At 43.0% G+C, this 20,871-nt stretch carries 2 protein-coding genes and 4 pseudogenes; 1 reads left to right on the top strand and 5 read right to left on the bottom strand.

What is annotated here, in order from left to right:
- Positions 1 to 42: 42 nt before the first annotated feature.
- The 5 genes and pseudogenes from AC4CU3_RS08370 to AC4CU3_RS08350 form a co-directional block, all read right to left on the bottom strand.
- Positions 43 to 906 (bottom strand): OmpA family protein, encoded by an 864-nt coding sequence (locus AC4CU3_RS08370; protein ID WP_032041808.1) that lies wholly within the window; start codon positions 904 to 906, stop codon positions 43 to 45.
- An 83-nt stretch (positions 907 to 989) separates the two neighbouring features.
- A pseudogene (locus AC4CU3_RS08365) lies at positions 990 to 1,137 on the bottom strand (IS3 family transposase); the annotation flags it as partial.
- 15 nt (positions 1,138 to 1,152) lie between these two features.
- Positions 1,153 to 1,581 (bottom strand): annotated as a pseudogene (locus AC4CU3_RS08360) (P-loop NTPase fold protein); the annotation flags it as partial.
- A 121-nt stretch (positions 1,582 to 1,702) separates the two neighbouring features.
- Positions 1,703 to 1,975: pseudogene (locus AC4CU3_RS08355) on the bottom strand (transposase family protein); the annotation flags it as partial.
- Positions 1,976 to 1,993: 18 nt separating this feature from the next.
- Positions 1,994 to 3,084 (bottom strand): IS4 family transposase gene (locus tag AC4CU3_RS08350; RefSeq protein ID WP_490738091.1). Its coding sequence is split into 2 segments (ribosomal slippage): positions 1,994 to 2,544 and positions 2,544 to 3,084, totalling 1,092 coding nucleotides; the frame shifts between segments, so codons are not numbered across the junction.
- Positions 3,085 to 3,163: 79 nt separating this feature from the next.
- Here AC4CU3_RS08350 and AC4CU3_RS08345 point away from each other — a divergent pair.
- Positions 3,164 to 20,701 (top strand): annotated as a pseudogene (locus AC4CU3_RS08345) (cadherin-like domain-containing protein); the annotation flags it as partial.
- Positions 20,702 to 20,871: the final 170 nt, after the last annotated feature.

The raw sequence follows: 20,871 nt of genomic DNA, 5'->3' as shown, positions 1-20,871 counted from the left end.
GTTCTGTGTGGCCTATATTCGTTGAAACTTTTAAATGCTGAATTACTTGGTAATGCCCGTAATTTGTACCGTCACGCGACGATCGGGCTGTAAACATGCTTTTAGTGCTTCACGAGATTTAACCGTAGGACAGCCGTCCGTGACTGGTTGATTCTTCCCTGCACTTGCCACCGAGATAATATTTGCGGATACGCCATTTTGAACAAGCAGACTACGTACAGTTTCAGCACGATTCTGACCAAGTTTTTGGTTATAAGTTTCGCTTCCTAGACGATCCGTATGACCGACCAATATGATCTTACTGACAGAAACAAAACCTGTTGAAATTTTTGATGCTACGTCCTGAACTTCCTGACGGCCTTTAGGCAATAAATCATTTAAAGATGAACCATCAAATTTAAATAATGTATCGGCTGCCAAATCAATTGTTTCAGTATGCTCAACAGGAGCAACGACAGGCTTTTGAGCTGCTGGCTGTTGTCTACAAGCCAAAGGATGACCATTATTTGAAATAAAAGGTACACCAGCAGCATCTACAGAAAGAATAAAGTTACGATCTTTTAATTGATCTGGCCGCAAGTCGACATCGCAACTCTGACAATTTTTTTCGCCGCTACAATTTTTAACTTTGAAATTATAAACCTCTGGTTTTAAATAATACTTTGCCGTATTATTGATATAGAATTTACCTGATTCAATACTGTCAATATAGAAATAAATTGGACAACTCTGTTCATCTCTTGTATCCCCTGCGCATAATTTAGCATCTCTGTTGACATTGATCTCCTGATTATAACCTTGCTTATTATTTTGAAACCGTAAAGCAGAAGGCTTTGAGTAAGGATCAGATGCACAAGAGGCTAGCACCAATGAAATTACAGTAGTTAAAAGCGATAATTTCCACATAAACAACCCTTGGTAGACTTAAAGAGGTGGTCCCACTTGTTTGAACAACTAAAAGCGTATTTATAAGTGATATTCCGCTCTAGTTAAGCCACCTTGTTTTGTTGGGGTAGCTGATCATAGTAAAACTCATTTGGTGTCATTTTGTCTAGACTGAGGTCGTTTCAAATTATAAAACTCAAAATATGCACTTAATTGCTTTTTCGCATCTGTGACACTGCTATAAGCTTTGAGAAGTTCTATTAATTTTGCATCCTGCAAGGCTTTCAGAATAGATTTATAAAACAACTCAGTGGGTGAAGTAACACCACCTACAGCTTTAATTATTAGCCAAGGTTTTTCATGAGAAAAGTTAAAAGACTTATCAAATTTTTTAAGTAGCTTTTTATCATTAACAAGATTTCGTGCTGCACCCCGTATGCCATCATTTTGATGTAACAAACCTGTTAACACAGCAGCTAAGGTGGATTTCCCTGTTCCATAACTGCCTGTCAAGGTAAAGGTTGACTGACCAGAAGTTTCGAATGAATCTATAATAGTCTGTAAAGAATTATAAGCTGTTCCATGAAAAACAACTTTATCAAAAAACTCTTTTGATATATCCGTATCTAATCGGGTAGATAAAAGATGATTAACATGGACCTGGTAGTAATGATTCAAATTTTCTACTTTAGTCATTTTTAATTTTTCCAGAATAAATATTAGCTAAGAGTTCATCTAAATTGACTTCACTGATTTGATCGCAAGCTAAACTTCTCATACCTAAGGTATCTGTCCATTAGACCTCTTGCGAAAGTCGTTATTGCAAGTTCATCCGATTTACCAGTGCAGCGATTAAGTTAATGCGTAAACCGAATCTTTTCCGTCTATTTCGATAGCGTTCACTTAATATTCTAAATGTTTTCAATTGACTATTAATATGTTCGATCACAACTCGTATTTTTCCAATCATTTTATTGTACTTTTTCTCAACATCAAATAAGGGTAAATTCTTCTTTTTCTTTATTGGCATCAATAATTTAAAGCCATCTTGCTCTAATCCGTAGTACCCTAAATCGGTCATAACATATTTCTCTGTACACGACAAATTTCACAGAACCCTTATCCTATCAGGATTCTGCCTTCTTAAAATTGCCAAAATTTCCTTAAACTCTTCTTTTTTCCCAAAACCAATTAAACGCTGAATCGCCATTTGAACATAGTCTAAACCATAGCGAAATAAACTCATTGAGAGTCGTCCATGCTTCTTTATTTTTATCGCTTTTTTTTGATCATGTTGCCATTCACCCGTTAAGTAACACCAACAGAAGCTTATAGCTAACACCGCAATCAATTTTTTCACTCGTCTAGCGTCTGTCAAGCGCGTATTTTCAAGATTGAATCCTCGTCCTTTGAGACAACTGAATAAGGTTTCAATTTCCCAGCGTAATGCATAATCCTGAATAGCATTGGCATTAAACTGAGGAGAAACGACGAGTAAAAGCTCTCCATTTTCTAACTGTAGTGCACTCATATATAGTTTCACCCGACCAACCAAAATCCGTCGTTTACGACATTCAATTTGACCAAGTTGAAGATGGCGAAATAAATCACTAATTTTATGATTCTTCCCTAAATGATTGGTGACAATGAAGTTTTTTTAACACGAATGCAGAAGTTGATGTCTTGTTCAATTAACCATGTAAACCACTGCTCACCGATAAACTCTCTGTCTGCGAACACATTCACAATACGGTCTTTACCAAAAATGGATATAAAGCGTTGAATCAAAGCAATCCGCTCTTTCGTATCTGAATTTCCACGTTTATTAAGCAATGTCCAAACGATAGGTATCGCTATTCCACGATAAACGATCGCAAGCATCAGGATATTAATATTTCGTTTTCCCCATTTCCAATTGGTTCTATCTAAAGTCAGTTGCACTTGGTCGAATGAAAACATATTGAAAATCAACCGAGAAATTTGACGATAATCAAAATACTGACCTGCAAAGAAGCGCTGCATACGTCGATAAAATGATTGTGGTAAGCACTTGATGGGCAAGGCTTTAGATGCAGAAGAAAGATTACATGTTTGCTTTAAAATAATCACAAGCATGATGAGCGCAAAGCACTTTAAATGTGACTTGTTCCATTTTAGAGATTTGTTTAAGATAAGATATAACTCATTGAGATGTGTCATAGTATTCGTCGTTAGAAAACAATTATTATGACATTATTTCAATGAGTTATCTATTTTTGTCGTGTACAGAGCAGATACAGTGAACCTACCATCCGAGGTCAAAGCAGTACCCGTTACTAATGGTTCGACTCAATATGGGACGTTCAGCATTGATGAAGATGGTCATTACACATACACACTGACTAAACCATCAAATGGCGATAATGTTGAGGATACGTTTAGCTATACAACTAAGGATGCTCAGGGCAATAGTACAACGAATACCGTAACGATTACGATTATAGATGACGCACCTGTTGCGAAGCCTGACACGAATAGCATTACAGAAGACAGCGTACCTAATCCAGTCAGTGGCAACGTACTGACAGGAGGCGTATCTAGTGGAGATACAGCTGATACCCAAGGCGCAGACAAAGCTAACGTCAGTGGAGTACAGGCTGGAACAGTTGCGTCAGGTGAACACGTAGCAAATGGCGCATTGAATACAGCAGTGAATGGAGAATACGGAACATTAATTCTCCGTGCTGACGGTAGTTACACCTACCAATTAAATAATAACAATACGGATGTAAATGCCCTTAAAGATAACCAAAGCCTCCAAGACGTATTTAGTTACACCATTACCGATGGAGATGGAGATAAATCGACAGCGACCATTACCATCACCATTAACGGACATACCGATGGCGCACCTAACGTGGTTATCACTGATCATAATGGATCAGCGCTTGGTGCGAACAGCATTGCCGAAAATGCAACGACCCCAGTACAAGGCGAGTTTACCGTCAACGCAGCAGATGGACTGAAATCTATCACGATTGGTGTCACGACCATTCTGACCAGCGAACTCTTGGGTCTATCCCCGACCACACCAAAAACAATCATAGGTACACAAGGAACACTGACCCTTACCGACTATGATCCAGTAACAGGCAAAGTCAGTTATAGCTACCAACAAAGTGGCACCAGCAAAAACCACAGCGGTGGTGATAGCAGCGTAAGTGATAGTTTCCCAATTATAGTGACAGACAATGCCGATGAAAGCTCAGCAGCGACGAATCTGGTCATTCTCATCACAGATACCGCCCCAGAAGCCAAAGCTGACACAGGCACAGTGACAGAAGACGGTGCAGCACTTGAAGGAAACGTGATCACAGGTGGCAGTAGCAACAGCACAGATGTTGCTGACAGTTTAGGTGCAGATGCAACACAAGTGACAGGAGTCAGCAAAGGAAGCTCAACAACAGAACAAACAGATAATGTTGGTGGAACAGGACTTGCAGGTGACTACGGCACACTGATACTCAATAGCGATGGTAGTTACAGCTATACCGTTGACCCAAATAACGCAACCGTGAATGCATTAAAAGATGGAGGCAAGCTCACAGAAACATTTAGCTACACCATTAAAGATGCAGATGGGGACTGGAGTACCACGACATTAACCATCACCATTAACGGACATACCGATGGCCTACCAAGCATTACACCGAACGATCAGAACGGTAGCAGTGTTGGTGGTCAGATTACAGTGTATGAAAGTGGTCTAAGTACAGGTAGCAATGCAAGTGCAGCGAGCGAATCTGCCAGTGGAACGATTCAGATCAATGCAGGAGATGGCTTAAGCAGTATTAACATAGGCGGACAGACCTTTAGCCTTTCACAATTACAATCACTGAGTAGCAGCAACCCATCGGCAGCGATCAACGTCGTTGGTGGAACCATCGTTCTAAATGGTTTTACGGCAAATAGCAGTGTAGGTGGTATCCCAACTTCAGGTAGTTTGAGTTATACCTATACTTTGAACAACGCCCAGACACATAGCGTTGTTGGAAATGATGGTTTACTTCTGAGTGGCATTCCACTGAGTGTCACAGATGCAGGAGGGGTAACCACAACAGGTAGTCTGGTTGTACAAGTGATTGATGATGTTCCGACTGCTGTGGCAGATACTGGTAGCCTTAGTGAAGGTGGTGTGCTGAGCGTACTTGCTGCTGACGGTGTATTAACAAATGATACTGCTGGCGCAGATGGTTGGGTGAATACTGGTGCAGTGGTTGGTGTGGTATCGGGTGATACTGCAACGAACAGCGCTGGTGGCGTTGGAGGCAGGATAGATGGCCAATATGGCTATATCACTTTAAATGCCGATGGCAGTTATACCTATGTATCAACCGCTGATGCAGTAACAGCTGATGCACAGGATGTATTTACTTATACGGTACGTGATGCGGATGGTGATTTAACTCACTCAACGCTTACGATTAATGTGGCAAATGTCAATCTAACACCAGCCCCAATTAGCAATACTGTCAATGAAAGTGGTCTTGCGGGTGGTTCAACTGCGGGTACTGGTCATACCGTAACAGATACAGTGAACCTACCATCCGAGGTCAAAGCAGTACCCGTTACTAATGGTTCGACTCAATATGGGACGTTCAGCATTGATGAAGATGGTCATTACACATACACACTGACTAAACCATCAAATGGCGATAATGTTGAGGATACGTTTAGCTATACAACTAAGGATGCTCAGGGCAATAGTACAACGAATACCGTAACGATTACGATTATAGATGACGCACCTGTTGCGAAGCCTGACACGAATAGCATTACAGAAGACAGCGTACCTAATCCAGTCAGTGGCAACGTACTGACAGGAGGCGTATCTAGTGGAGATACAGCTGATACCCAAGGCGCAGACAAAGCTAACGTCAGTGGAGTACAGGCTGGAACAGTTGCGTCAGGTGAACACGTAGCAAATGGCGCATTGAATACAGCAGTGAATGGAGAATACGGAACATTAATTCTCCGTGCTGACGGTAGTTACACCTACCAATTAAATAATAACAATACGGATGTAAATGCCCTTAAAGATAACCAAAGCCTCCAAGACGTATTTAGTTACACCATTACCGATGGAGATGGAGATAAATCGACAGCGACCATTACCATCACCATTAACGGACATACCGATGGCGCACCTAACGTGGTTATCACTGATCATAATGGATCAGCGCTTGGTGCGAACAGCATTGCCGAAAATGCAACGACCCCAGTACAAGGCGAGTTTACCGTCAACGCAGCAGATGGACTGAAATCTATCACGATTGGTGTCACGACCATTCTGACCAGCGAACTCTTGGGTCTATCCCCGACCACACCAAAAACAATCATAGGTACACAAGGAACACTGACCCTTACCGACTATGATCCAGTAACAGGCAAAGTCAGTTATAGCTACCAACAAAGTGGCACCAGCAAAAACCACAGCGGTGGTGATAGCAGCGTAAGTGATAGTTTCCCAATTATAGTGACAGACAATACCGATGAAAGCTCAGTAGCGACTGATCTGGTCATTCTCATTACAGATACTGCCCCAGAAGCGAAAGCTGACACAGGCACAGTGACAGAAGACGGTACAGCACTTGAAGGAAACGTGATCACAGGTGGTAGTAGCAATAGTGCAGATGTTGCTGACCGTTTAGGTGCAGATGCAACACAAGTGACAGGAGTCAGCAAAGGAAGCTCAACAACAGAACAAACAGATAATGTTGGTGGAACAGGACTTGCAGGTGACTACGGCACACTGATACTCAATAGCGATGGTAGTTACAGCTATACCGTTGACCCAAATAACGCAACCGTGAATGCATTAAAAGATGGAGGCAAGCTCACAGAAACATTTAGCTACACCATTACCGATGGAGATGGAGATAAATCGACAGCGACCATTACCATCACCATTAACGGACATACCGATGGCCTACCAAGCATTACACCGAACGATCAGAACGGTAGCAGTGTTGGTGGTCAGATTACAGTGTATGAAAGTGGTCTAAGTACAGGTAGCAATGCAAGTGCAGCGAGCGAATCTGCCAGTGGAACGATTCAGATCAATGCAGGAGATGGCTTAAGCAGTATTAACATAGGCGGACAGACCTTTAGCCTTTCACAATTACAATCACTGAGTAGCAGCAACCCATCGGCAGCGATCAACGTCGTTGGTGGAACCATCGTTCTAAATGGTTTTACGGCAAATAGCAGTGTAGGTGGTATCCCAACTTCAGGTAGTTTGAGTTATACCTATACTTTGAACAACGCCCAGACACATAGCGTTGTTGGAAATGATGGTTTACTTCTGAGTGGCATTCCACTGAGTGTCACAGATGCAGGAGGGGTAACCACAACAGGTAGTCTGGTTGTACAAGTGATTGATGATGTTCCGACTGCTGTGGCAGATACTGGTAGCCTTAGTGAAGGTGGTGTGCTGAGCGTACTTGCTGCTGACGGTGTATTAACAAATGATACTGCTGGCGCAGATGGTTGGGTGAATACTGGTGCAGTGGTTGGTGTGGTATCGGGTGATACTGCAACGAACAGCGCTGGTGGCGTTGGAGGCAGGATAGATGGCCAATATGGCTATATCACTTTAAATGCCGATGGCAGTTATACCTATGTATCAACCGCTGATGCAGTAACAGCTGATGCACAGGATGTATTTACTTATACGGTACGTGATGCGGATGGTGATTTAACTCATTCAACGCTTACGATTAATGTGGCAAATGTCAATCTAACACCAGCCCCAATTAGCAATACTGTCAATGAAAGTGGTCTTGCGGGTGGTTCAACTGCGGGTACTGGTCATACCGTAACAGATACAGTGAACCTACCATCCGAGGTCAAAGCAGTACCCGTTACTAATGGTTCGACTCAATATGGGACGTTCAGCATTGATGAAGATGGTCATTACACATACACACTGACTAAACCATCAAATGGCGATAATGTTGAGGATACGTTTAGCTATACAACTAAGGATGCTCAGGGCAATAGTACAACGAATACCGTAACGATTACGATTATAGATGACGCACCTGTTGCGAAGCCTGACACGAATAGCATTACAGAAGACAGCGTACCTAATCCAGTCAGTGGCAACGTACTGACAGGAGGCGTATCTAGTGGAGATACAGCTGATACCCAAGGCGCAGACAAAGCTAACGTCAGTGGAGTACAGGCTGGAACAGTTGCGTCAGGTGAACACGTAGCAAATGGCGCATTGAATACAGCAGTGAATGGAGAATACGGAACATTAATTCTCCGTGCTGACGGTAGTTACACCTACCAATTAAATAATAACAATACGGATGTAAATGCCCTTAAAGATAACCAAAGCCTCCAAGACGTATTTAGTTACACCATTACCGATGGAGATGGAGATAAATCGACAGCGACCATTACCATCACCATTAACGGACATACCGATGGCGCACCTAACGTGGTTATCACTGATCATAATGGATCAGCGCTTGGTGCGAACAGCATTGCCGAAAATGCAACGACCCCAGTACAAGGCGAGTTTACCGTCAACGCAGCAGATGGACTGAAATCTATCACGATTGGTGTCACGACCATTCTGACCAGCGAACTCTTGGGTCTATCCCCGACCACACCAAAAACAATCATAGGTACACAAGGAACACTGACCCTTACCGACTATGATCCAGTAACAGGCAAAGTCAGTTATAGCTACCAACAAAGTGGCACCAGCAAAAACCACAGCGGTGGTGATAGCAGCGTAAGTGATAGTTTCCCAATTATAGTGACAGACAATGCCGATGAAAGCTCAGCAGCGACGAATCTGGTCATTCTCATCACAGATACCGCCCCAGAAGCCAAAGCTGACACAGGCACAGTGACAGAAGACGGTGCAGCACTTGAAGGAAACGTGATCACAGGTGGCAGTAGCAACAGCACAGATGTTGCTGACAGTTTAGGTGCAGATGCAACACAAGTGACAGGAGTCAGCAAAGGAAGCTCAACAACAGAACAAACAGATAATGTTGGTGGAACAGGACTTGCAGGTGACTACGGCACACTGATACTCAATAGCGATGGTAGTTACAGCTATACCGTTGACCCAAATAACGCAACCGTGAATGCATTAAAAGATGGAGGCAAGCTCACAGAAACATTTAGCTACACCATTAAAGATGCAGATGGGGACTGGAGTACCACGACATTAACCATCACCATTAACGGACATACCGATGGCCTACCAAGCATTACACCGAACGATCAGAACGGTAGCAGTGTTGGTGGTCAGATTACAGTGTATGAAAGTGGTCTAAGTACAGGTAGCAATGCAAGTGCAGCGAGCGAATCTGCCAGTGGAACGATTCAGATCAATGCAGGAGATGGCTTAAGCAGTATTAACATAGGCGGACAGACCTTTAGCCTTTCACAATTACAATCACTGAGTAGCAGCAACCCATCGGCAGCGATCAACGTCGTTGGTGGAACCATCGTTCTAAATGGTTTTACGGCAAATAGCAGTGTAGGTGGTATCCCAACTTCAGGTAGTTTGAGTTATACCTATACTTTGAACAACGCCCAGACACATAGCGTTGTTGGAAATGATGGTTTACTTCTGAGTGGCATTCCACTGAGTGTCACAGATGCAGGAGGGGTAACCACAACAGGTAGTCTGGTTGTACAAGTGATTGATGATGTTCCGACTGCTGTGGCAGATACTGGTAGCCTTAGTGAAGGTGGTGTGCTGAGCGTACTTGCTGCTGACGGTGTATTAACAAATGATACTGCTGGCGCAGATGGTTGGGTGAATACTGGTGCAGTGGTTGGTGTGGTATCGGGTGATACTGCAACGAACAGCGCTGGTGGCGTTGGAGGCAGGATAGATGGCCAATATGGCTATATCACTTTAAATGCCGATGGCAGTTATACCTATGTATCAACCGCTGATGCAGTAACAGCTGATGCACAGGATGTATTTACTTATACGGTACGTGATGCGGATGGTGATTTAACTCACTCAACGCTTACGATTAATGTGGCAAATGTCAATCTAACACCAGCCCCAATTAGCAATACTGTCAATGAAAGTGGTCTTGCGGGTGGTTCAACTGCGGGTACTGGTCATACCGTAACAGATACAGTGAACCTACCATCCGAGGTCAAAGCAGTACCCGTTACTAATGGTTCGACTCAATATGGGACGTTCAGCATTGATGAAGATGGTCATTACACATACACACTGACTAAACCATCAAATGGCGATAATGTTGAGGATACGTTTAGCTATACAACTAAGGATGCTCAGGGCAATAGTACAACGAATACCGTAACGATTACGATTATAGATGACGCACCTGTTGCGAAGCCTGACACGAATAGCATTACAGAAGACAGCGTACCTAATCCAGTCAGTGGCAACGTACTGACAGGAGGCGTATCTAGTGGAGATACAGCTGATACCCAAGGCGCAGACAAAGCTAACGTCAGTGGAGTACAGGCTGGAACAGTTGCGTCAGGTGAACACGTAGCAAATGGCGCATTGAATACAGCAGTGAATGGAGAATACGGAACATTAATTCTCCGTGCTGACGGTAGTTACACCTACCAATTAAATAATAACAATACGGATGTAAATGCCCTTAAAGATAACCAAAGCCTCCAAGACGTATTTAGTTACACCATTACCGATGGAGATGGAGATAAATCGACAGCGACCATTACCATCACCATTAACGGACATACCGATGGCGCACCTAACGTGGTTATCACTGATCATAATGGATCAGCGCTTGGTGCGAACAGCATTGCCGAAAATGCAACGACCCCAGTACAAGGCGAGTTTACCGTCAACGCAGCAGATGGACTGAAATCTATCACGATTGGTGTCACGACCATTCTGACCAGCGAACTCTTGGGTCTATCCCCGACCACACCAAAAACAATCATAGGTACACAAGGAACACTGACCCTTACCGACTATGATCCAGTAACAGGCAAAGTCAGTTATAGCTACCAACAAAGTGGCACCAGCAAAAACCACAGCGGTGGTGATAGCAGCGTAAGTGATAGTTTCCCAATTATAGTGACAGACAATACCGATGAAAGCTCAGTAGCGACTGATCTGGTCATTCTCATTACAGATACTGCCCCAGAAGCGAAAGCTGACACAGGCACAGTGACAGAAGACGGTACAGCACTTGAAGGAAACGTGATCACAGGTGGTAGTAGCAATAGTGCAGATGTTGCTGACCGTTTAGGTGCAGATGCAACACAAGTGACAGGAGTCAGCAAAGGAAGCTCAACAACAGAACAAACAGATAATGTTGGTGGAACAGGACTTGCAGGTGACTACGGCACACTGATACTCAATAGCGATGGTAGTTACAGCTATACCGTTGACCCAAATAACGCAACCGTGAATGCATTAAAAGATGGAGGCAAGCTCACAGAAACATTTAGCTACACCATTAAAGATGCAGATGGGGACTGGAGTACCACGACATTAACCATCACCATTAACGGACATACCGATGGCCTACCAAGCATTACACCGAACGATCAGAACGGTAGCAGTGTTGGTGGTCAGATTACAGTGTATGAAAGTGGTCTAAGTACAGGTAGCAATGCAAGTGCAGCGAGCGAATCTGCCAGTGGAACGATTCAGATCAATGCAGGAGATGGCTTAAGCAGTATTAACATAGGCGGACAGACCTTTAGCCTTTCACAATTACAATCACTGAGTAGCAGCAACCCATCGGCAGCGATCAACGTCGTTGGTGGAACCATCGTTCTAAATGGTTTTACGGCAAATAGCAGTGTAGGTGGTATCCCAACTTCAGGTAGTTTGAGTTATACCTATACTTTGAACAACGCCCAGACACATAGCGTTGTTGGAAATGATGGTTTACTTCTGAGTGGCATTCCACTGAGTGTCACAGATGCAGGAGGGGTAACCACAACAGGTAGTCTGGTTGTACAAGTGATTGATGATGTTCCGACTGCTGTGAATGATAGCAATAGCATTCCTGTAGGTAGTTTGGCAGTAGTTACTGGTAATGTGGTCAGTACTGACACGAAAGGTGCAGATGGCGCACGAGTAACTACAGTAAAAGCAGATACTGCTAATGGGTTATATGTCACGATTGATCCAGTTGGTAACTATCCGGTTGTTGGTAAATATGGCACATTAACGATCCATTCTGATGGTAGTTATAGTTATGCACGTAATGCAGGTTCAGCTGGTGGTGTAATTGACGTATTTACTTATACTTTAACGGATGGCGATAACGACACATCAACAGCACAATTGACAATCAACATTGCTGATGCAACCCCGACCAGTACAATACCAACGGCTGGTGGTGCAACAACGACAGTCTATGAATCTGGTTTAAATGATGGTGGTACAGAAGCTTCAACCAATAAAGAAACCACCAGTGGCACAATTAGCTTTACCTCTCCAGACGGTCTGGCAGCCAGTGATGCCATTAAGCTGGGTGGACATACTTTAACTACCACGAATCAGACCTTTTCAGATGGTCTAACTGCGCGTTATGAATACAATGCAGCAACTGGAACGGGTACGATTTATTATAGTTATACCTTGCCTGCAAAAACGAGTGGCGATAATACAACAGCTACTTTCGCTGTTGAAATCAAGGATGCTGATGGAGATAGTGCAACAGCAGGGAATTTGGTCATCAATATTGTTGATGATGCACCAATCACCGTAGCGGATACAGGAAGTGTTACAGAAGGCGCGCTTTTGACCAAAGATGCAGCCAGTGGTGTACTTTCTAGCGACCAGTCAGGTGCAGATGGTTGGGCTATTGGTGGTGGTGTAGTCGGTGTTGCTAAAGGCAATACAGGTACAACTTCGAGTACTGGAGTAGGAACAAGCATCACAGGTGATTATGGTACGCTTACATTAAATGCCAATGGTAGTTATAGCTATCAAGCGGATCCAAACAAAATAACAGCCAATGCACAGGATGTATTTACTTATACAGTGTGTGATGCTGATGGTGACTTAAAAACATCTACCCTTACCATTAATGTGCAGGACGTTACAGCCAATCCATTAACTACAGTGGGTAGCGTACGTGAGGATGGGATCGATGCCAATGGTACTCAGCCTGCGGGAACAGATGCGAGTAGTTCTAGCAATATTATTAATGGTGATTTGAATCTACAGACGGGTTGGACAGCACAAGCAAAAACAGGCACTACAGCAAATGGAACGTATACCGTCAATTCAGATGGTACTTATAGCTTTACTTTAACTTCAGCAACCAAAGATTTAGCAGGCAATGAAACCAATAGCTTCACTTACACTGCTGTAGACCAATATGGTAATAAGGTCACCAATACCGTAACCATTAGCATTGTTGACGATAAACCTAAAATCAGTGAGAACGATGCAAAAGTTGGTCGTATAACTGTTGATGAAACTAATTTTGGCTCAGGTTCTGTTTCTGCAACAGATGCTAATTTTGTCAAAGATGTATTCACCCCTGTGTATGGTGCGGATGGTCAAGCTACAAGTAATGCGTTGATTTATACACTTAACATTAGTTCCAAAGGTGTGGATAGCGGATTAGATACCACCAGTGGCCAAAATGTCTTGCTGTATAAAGTAGGTAATCAGATTGAAGGACGTGCGGGTAGTGAATCAGGCGATGTGGTATTTCGTATCTCCATTGCTCCGACCACGGGTGCTGTTATCTTAACTCAATCAAAAGCACTTAAACATCCCGTGGGCGGTTCTTCTTATGATGAAAGTCTTTCTATCAGCAATGCAGGTTTAATTACCCTAACTGCAACTGCTACAGATGGTGATGGTGATGCGGTCACCAGTGATCCTGTTGCGGTAGGTGATCGTTTTATCTTTAAGGATGATGGGCCATCAATTGGTTCTGCGCCAGCAGTAACTTCTGTAGATGAAAAAGGTCTAGCGACAGGAAGTGAACCAAACACATCGTTACTCACCGCAGAAGGCAATTTGAGTGTGAGTTATGGTCAGGACGGGTCAGGTAATGGCGGCGGTTTAAGCTTTGCTGCAAATCAAACTGCTTTAAAGGCAGTGCTAGATAGTACAGGTAATAGCGGTATAAGCTTTAGTATTAATGAGGCAGGTAACGTACTGACAGCCAAGCGTGGCGGCAGTGATGTGTTCAAAGTCACTTTGGATACGACTACAGGCAAATATACCTTTGAACTATTGGGTTCATTAAACCATCCAAGTCATACTACACCATTGAATCTGAATTTTGACTTTATTGCCAAAGATGGTGATGGCGATACGGCATCTGGTAGTTTCGTTGTTCAAGTGATTGATGATGCACCAAAAACTGAGATTGTGATCACGATGGATGAGGATCATAGTTATGGTCCGTTCACCACCTCAGCTGATTCACGACTTGAGAATATTACCATTCAGGATGCGAATGGTAATACCATTGCTGGAACAGATAACGGTAATGGAAGCAAAAGTTTCAGTGTTGCACATGGCACTGTGACTGTAGATGAGGCTGGTCGAATTACTTATAAACCTGCCGATAACTATAGTAACTATGATGGAAGCTCTTCGACCAGTCCCGATACATTTAAAGTACTAGTTACTGATGACAGTGGGCAAACCACAACAACCAATGTGACTGTAAATGTAAATCCAGTCGCAGATGCACCAAATTTAGCCGGAACAACGGGTGTGGGTGGTAATGTAACACTAGCAAATGTGACTACGAATGAAGATACGGCTGTTATATTGGGTCTGAAAGCACCACGTGTAATCGATGCTATTGATCAAAATATCAATACAACAACGGGTGATAGCCCAGAACGTCTAGGCGTGATTACTTTAAGCGGTATTCCTGCTGGCGCAGCGCTCTTATCTGGTACTGATGCTACATTATTCACATCGAATGGCGGCAATATCTCCATTTGGTTAACCGATGTTAATCATCCGACTGATGAAACCAGACCAGCAAATGCTTTGGAGATGACGTCTGCTCAGTTTGAAGCATTAAAGGTTTTACCACCTGCGGAAAGTCATGCCAATTTTACCGTAACGGTAAGTGTAACCAGTTATGAAGTTGACGATAACGGTGCTAAAGTTTCTGGTGTTAACGGTGAAACCAGTACTGCAACAGTCGTGGTCAATGTTCGGGCGGTTACGGACGGTATCGATCTGAAAATTTCAGATGGCACTAGTTTTGTTGATACAAGCAGTACGACACCTGTGATTAAAGAGATTGCGGAAGATACTGCACTTAATTTGACTAATTTGTTGCAAGTGACATTGGCGACTGGTGGCGATGGTAATTCGATTGCCGACACCGATGGTAGTGAGCAACGCTGGATGACCATTACGGGGTTACCAGAAGGTGCAACCTTAACTGTAAGTGGACAGCCTCACACCATTACTGCAACAGAATCGTTGAATGGCTATCGAATAGACATTCCAAATAATTACAATGGCGTTTCACCAAGCTTACCATCGATTACAGTGACACCACCAAAAGACTTTAGTGGTGACATTAACAATATCCAGATCACGCTACATGCGCAGGACCAAGATAGTGATGGTGTAGGTAATGGGCCGACTACTGGAACTAAAAGTACTGACAGTGTTTATTTAAATCTACAAGTTACGCCAGTAGCAGGTGATGTCGCAGCAGGTGATGTTTCTACCAATGAAGACACAGCAGTTGCTTTCCTGCAAAATGTAAGAGTGACGGATACGACTACTGGTACAGAAGTCATTACACAAGTCGCATTTGAAATTCCGACAAGTTGGGTCGTGACTGCTCCAACCAATAACGGAGAATGGAGTATTAGTGGAGATGGTTCGAGCAGCTCTCCATATACCATCACTTTTAACAGCAATGTGACTGAAGCAGACCGTGAAGCTATATTGGATGGTTTCACAATTTTGCCGCCAGCACACAGTAGTCAAGATGCAACCATTCAAGTAAGTGTAACATCAACTGATACCAATGGTTCGGATACAGATACCCAGACTAAAACTTTGCCAATAAAAGTCACTGTAAATCCTGTTGCTGAAATCGGGGGTAATCTTCCTGGTTCAGGTGATTCTGATAAAGATGGTACAGCTGACCTGACCATGACAGGTGGTCACACTTACACGACAGCAGGTGCAGAAGACACATGGTATACACTGGGTACTGAGAGTGGATTTAACCTTGCCAATGGCTGGACGAATCAGGACGCAGATGAACTGACTTATGCACATTTAACTCCTGAGTTAGTTTCAGGGGATAGCTATGCGACAGTCATCGGATCACAATTCAAATGGACAGTTTCTGGTGTTGACTATACTGCAACTTATACAGGCACACCAATTGATGTACCTGTTAGTGCATTGTCAACATTACAGTTCTTGGCTCCTGAAAATGTATCGGGTACCTTTAAAATCAAAGTTGAAGCTTATACAGTAGACTATGATGATGACAATGAAGGGACGGGTACACCAACGACAGCAGTATCAGGTGAAGCTTGGTTAGAAAATATTATCATCGAACCTGTTGCTGATGGTATTAATACCTTGTCATTAAATGGTCGTGCGATTGGTTTGGAAGATACGCCAATCCCACTGTCTATTACGCCAAGAAGTTCTGATCCATCAGAAACCTTTAATATCGCCATTTCAGATATTCCTGCTGGTGCAAAAATTATCTATGGCGGCGTAGAACAAACGATTACTAACGGTTCAGTCACGATCTCTAACTTTAGTACATCTACGCCACTGACGATTACTCCACCTTTTAACAGCAATGTAAACTTTACCTTAAGTGTTACTGCGACGGCGACGGATGGTAACGTCACATCTGCTTCATCTAGTCCGCTCTCTATACCTGTTACAGTTTATGGTGTAGCAGATACACCGACAATTACCTTAAAAGATTATGACAGTAATCAGCCTGGTGTACAGTCTTATACAACCACTGAAGCTAATCTGGATGGTACTGCCCAGCATAAAGTGTCACTCTCTAATTTGATTGAAAATGTTTCATCGATTGATAATACAGATGGCTCAGAAAGCTTTACCCTTCGTATCACTGGCTTAGCCAAAGATTTCAATCTGGGTGGACCAGCCACTGTTTTGGTCACTGGCACAGGTGAAGAACGTGTCTGGGTGATTAAACCAACAGATTTAAATAATGTATTTATCACAGTACCAGAGAATTACAGTGGCAATGTGAATTTCAAAGTTGCAGGCGTTTCTACTGAAAATGATGGTGATTCCAAAACTGGTGTATTAACTGACGTTAATTTCACAGTGACACCTTCTGCCGAAGCAGAAGCAACGACCAGTGCGACACTGGTTGAAGATGAAATTACGACCCTGAATTTTGGCATTGTTCATGTAAATGGTGACAATGACGAAACTTTGGGACATGTTTGGATTGCACAGAATCAGGCGGCAGGAGCAAACTATACTTTATATCTGGGTACTGGCACATCGGCTGTTCTTTTAAGTAATGCAGGCTTACCAACTGAAATGATTGATGGGAAGACTTACTATAAACTGACTGCTGAACAAGGTCAAACCCTTGCAGCTAAAGGTGGTGATCAGCTTGATGGTGATCAGGGCTTCTTCACTTACAAATATGAAGTGACCGATAATCATTATGGTTCGGTGCAAACCGCACCAGCGGACACGGTGGTTAAAGATGGAGAATTAAAATTAACGGCGAGTGCAGTTACCGATGCTGTTGAGTTATCTGTTACTGGTATTTCTGGAATAAGCAATACCACTTCATCATCAGATCAAGATGCAAATGATGATGCTAATCCAGATACCGCAACATTGACTGCAACGGATACTGTGACCGTTAATCTGAACGTCGCTTCGATTGACCATGATGGCAGTGAACACGTGGTTCGTATCTTGATCGAAAATGTGCCAGAGGGTGTAACTGTACAAGGTGCAAATGTTCAACAGATAGGTGCTGGTACATGGGTACTGGTCTATCAGGCAAATAATGCACCTTCAATCAACGCACAGGGTGGTATTGATGTACCAGTCACTTTCAAGATTGGTTCCGACGCGGATGGCTTAACAGACCATCCGATTAAGATAACTGTACAGACACAAGATCTAGGGTCTGATTTGACTGCTATAACAGACATCAAATCTGATTCAGTGACATGGTATCTAAATACAGATTTTGCTGAGGCTCCAGGCAGTAAAGCACCGCTTATTGACCAATGGCAATATAATGGTGCATCTGCTACGGAAGATACACCATTTAAATTAAGCGATGTGGTAGATCAAGCCATTACCATTCAGGATAATTCGGCAAGCAAATTGTTTACTGTCACCTTGAAAGATTTACCAGCAGGTACAATCGTCAATGGTATGGTACAAACCATGATCGATACAAATAATGATGGTAACCCTGATACCCCAGTATGGACAGCAAGTGTTACGGTAGATCCGAATGCCACTGATGCCGAAGCCGAAGCTGCTTTGCAAAATCTGTTAGACAGTATTGTGATCACGCCACCAGCAGACTGGAATGATAATGGTCAATCTGGACAGTTCCATTTCGTTGCGACACTTACGACTTCGGTCTTGGGTGGCGCTACCGAAGAGGCAACGATTCCGATTCAAGACATGACGATTCCAATCGCTCCTGTGACGGATAATCCGATATTCACCATGTCTGGAGATAGTATGGTGGGTGAAGGTGCGACAGCAATCACAAGTTCTATTACACTCGACCCTGCCGATGGAAGTTTTGGTAAGGTTGTCGATGGTAAAATGTATGTGCAAGTCAATGCTGCTGATACAACCGATGCCATGGAAGGTGGTCAGCTATACATCACGGGTAGTACAACACCACTTGTTTTACAAAGTGTAGATATTGATGGTGATGGTACAACTGATGGTGAGTTCTACGTCATTGACATTGATGAAAATGGCGGAACAGTAGGCTTAACGTATACCATGCCAAATGGTGAGAAAACTGTACCAGGTAATGTATCATTTACTGCTTATGCAAAAGTACAAGAAGACGGTGCAGATGTTAAAGCAGTCAGTGTCAAGGGTTCTGTGGAAGTTCAACTGATCAATAATGGTGTAAATGTTGTTTCACAAAACTTTATTGGTAATGAGTCAAAACTGGCAACTAAAGCCAATGCAATTGAGCTGACTGGTGCAGGTGGACTAAGCGTGAGTTTGAACGATTCAGATGGTTCAGAGTCTTATGGTGCAATTTTGCTATCTGATGTTCCAAATGGCTTCTTGGTTTATGTCGGAAATGATGCGGCATCCGCAACGCTTGCAAGTAATGCAGGTGGTGATGGCACAACCAACACTTGGGTACTCTCAGAAAGTGGTGGACTACCAGCTTATGTTGCGATATTACCGCCGATACACTGGAGTGGTACTGTTGGAAACTTACAGTTGGTTGTAACTTCTGGTGAAAGTAGCTTATCTCCTTTAACTGAAACCAAAGACATTGGAGATTTGGTGGTTAATGCCTTAGCCAATGGCGTTGATATCAAACCGACTCAAACTTTCGGTAAAGAAAATGAGATTATTCCACTTACCCTGAATGCATCGATGCATGATCCAAAAGTTTCAGAAGTTGCAAATGACAGCAGTACTGAAACTATGACCATTAAACTCACAGGTCTGGGTCAATATGCCTCTTTTTATATCGATGGTGTACAGATTTCATCTAGTCAAATTACAGTAAGTGGAACTGGATCAAGTACGACTTATACCATTACAGGTTTAACCCAAAGCAATATAGATAAGTTAGGCTTTAAACAGGCGAAAGCAGCTTTAACTGATCAGGATTCAGCGACTGCAGGTACACAAATCGGGGTAGAAGCATGGACAGTTGAAAGTGGTGCTGGAAATAGTGAATCTGCTCATGTTTTTACGAACATTACTGTAAATATGACGGCCCAAAAGGCTACAACAGGTAATGATACCTTGCTATATACAGCAAGTAGTATTAATGCTGGAGCAGGTACAGATACGATTCAGCTCCGTTCTGGTGAAACTGTATCAGGTGCTACTTTGGCAGCAAATCTGAAGAATGTTGAAGTGCTGGATTTGTCTGTAAATGGAGCAAATAATATCACTAACCTGACAGCATCACATGTATTGACCATGACTGATGCGGCACATACCTTGAAGATCAATGGTACTGCTGAGGATACTGTTGAACTTGGTTTAGGCTGGACACAAAGTGCAACCAATAATGGTTATGTGACATACATCAGTACCGTATCGGGTACGGCTGTCACTTTGCTGGTGAGTGAAAATGTTCATACCCAATCTGGAGTAAATCCATTATCAGCGAGAAGCTTCAGCGTAGCTGAAACCAGTTCGGATGATGTGATTGTGGCCAAAGCGGGTAACGATACCATTACGACGGGTCAGGGTCACGATACATTGATTTATAATGTGCTAGATGCGAGTGATGCCAAAGCGGGGCATGGTATTGATCATTGGACAGATTTCGGTTTTGGTTCTACCGCAACAGATAGCAATGCCGAAACGATTCAATTCTCATCAGAATTCTTTAATGATTTGCTTAGTGATAGTGATTTGACATCATCTCATCTTTCACAAGTCGAAAAATTCATTAAGGTTGACTATGATGCAGCAACTGAATCTGCAACCGTGAAAGTAGATCGTGATGGTGAAGCAAATGGTTCAAATTATCAGGATCTTTTGGTCTTAGAACATCAAACTTCGAATGTAACGCTTGCAGAGCTGTTAAATAATCATCAAATTACGATTGGCTAACTTATCGTGTTTATGAATAAAAGTTGCCCCATCCGTGGGGCAATTTTTATGCTAGATGTGAATAATTTCGCTAAATCATTTAATGGCAAAACAAAATTCCAGTACAATGCTTGAGTTTTGATTTTCCTCATCATTATTATAGTCGTGAAACAATATCATGAATAAACGGG

It is taken from the genome of Acinetobacter sp. 802_lipA (assembly GCF_058242885.1).
Note: the sequence above shows the minus strand (reverse complement) of the source record. Positions and strands in the feature narration are given on the sequence as shown.